This window comes from Streptomyces sp. NPDC029151 (assembly GCF_055564315.1).
Genome location: NZ_JBVHWQ010000028.1, coordinates 1 through 1,411, shown reverse-complemented (window position 1 = coordinate 1,411; position 1,411 = coordinate 1). Strand labels below are relative to the sequence as shown.

1 protein-coding gene is annotated in these 1,411 nt (G+C 69.2%); it reads left to right on the top strand.

Annotation, left to right across the window (positions count from 1 at the left end; genetic code table 11):
- Positions 1 to 57 precede the first annotated feature (57 nt).
- Positions 58 to 1,287: an IS701 family transposase gene (locus ACZ4VF_RS37955; RefSeq protein ID WP_467931779.1), complete on the top strand. Its 1,230-nt coding sequence runs from the start codon at positions 58 to 60 to the stop codon at positions 1,285 to 1,287.
- Positions 1,288 to 1,411 lie beyond the last annotated feature (124 nt).

Below are 1,411 nucleotides of genomic sequence, written 5' to 3'. Positions count from 1 at the left end.
CCTAGTAGTGCTTCGTTACCTCGCGTGATCTTGCCTGGTGGTGGGCATCTTCGTGGTGTGAAGCTGGGGGAGGTGGAACGGCTCCGGGGTGAGTTGGCGGAGTTCGTTGCCGATGTCTTCGGGTCGCTGCCGCGGCGGGATCAGCGGCGCTGGGGCGAGTGTTATCTGCGGGGTTTGATGCTGGATGGCCGGCGCAAGTCGATCCAGCCGATGGCCGAGCGGCTGCCGGACGGCAACATGCAGGCACTGCAGCAGTTCGTGAACCAGTCGCCGTGGGACCCGGTGCCGGTGCGGCGGCGGATCGCCGAGCGGGTGACCGAGGTGATCACACCCGAGGTGTGGGTGGTGGACGACGTGTCGTTCCCGAAGTGCGGCACCGCGTCGGTCGGGGTGGCCCGGCAGTACTGCGGAGCGTTGGGCAAGCGGGCGAACTGCCAGGTCGCGGTCAGCGTCCACGCGGCCACCGACACGGCCTCGTGCCCGCTGGAGTGGGAGCTGTTCCTGCCCGGGGAATGGATACATGACGACGGTCGGCGCCGCCGGGCCGGGATACCCAACGAGGTCGGGCATGTATCCAGGACACACCTGGCTCTGGGGCTGCTGGACCGGCTGGCCGCGCAGGGCCTGACCGTGCCGGTGATCGTGGCCGACGCCGGCTATGGCCGCAGCGTCTCCTTCCGCCTCGCGCTGGAGGACCGCGGCTGGTCCTACGTCATGGCCGTCGACCCGAAAGAGATCGCGCGGCCTGCCGACGCCGAGCCGTATCAGCCGGCTTACGGCGGACTGGGACCGCCGACCCTGCCCCGCTACCGTCAGGCGCCCCGCTCGCTGCCCGGCCTCATCGACGATGCCACCGTCTTTCAGGAGGTCACCTGGCGGCAGGGCAGCAAGGGCATGATGAGCTCGCACTTCGCCGTTCTCCAGGTGCGGCCCTCGGGCAAGGAAGCCTCCCGCACCGCTCAGGAGGCAGCCGGCGGACGCAACCGGTGGGACGGTGTGCTGCCGCTGCGGACGCTGCTGGTCGAACAGCCCGAACAAGCCGACGAGCCGACCGGTTACTGGATGACCAACCTGCCCGCCACCACGGCCATCGCCGATCTGGTGCGGTGGGCGAAGATGCGCTGGCGGATCGAGCACGACTACCGCGAGCTCAAGCACGGCCTGGGCCTGGACCACTTCGAGGGCCGCACCTGGCGCGGCTGGCACCACCACGTCACCCTCGTCACCGCCGCCCAGGCCTTCCTCACCCTGCGGCGGCTCGACCCAAAAGCCCAAGTGCCGGCCTGACCCTCTACCAGGTCCTGGACGCTCTTCAGGACCTGCTGAGGTGCTGGACCGGCACCTGCCACACCTGCGGCCGACCCCTCACCACCAGCAGGACCAGACCCAGAACCTAACGAAGCACTACTAG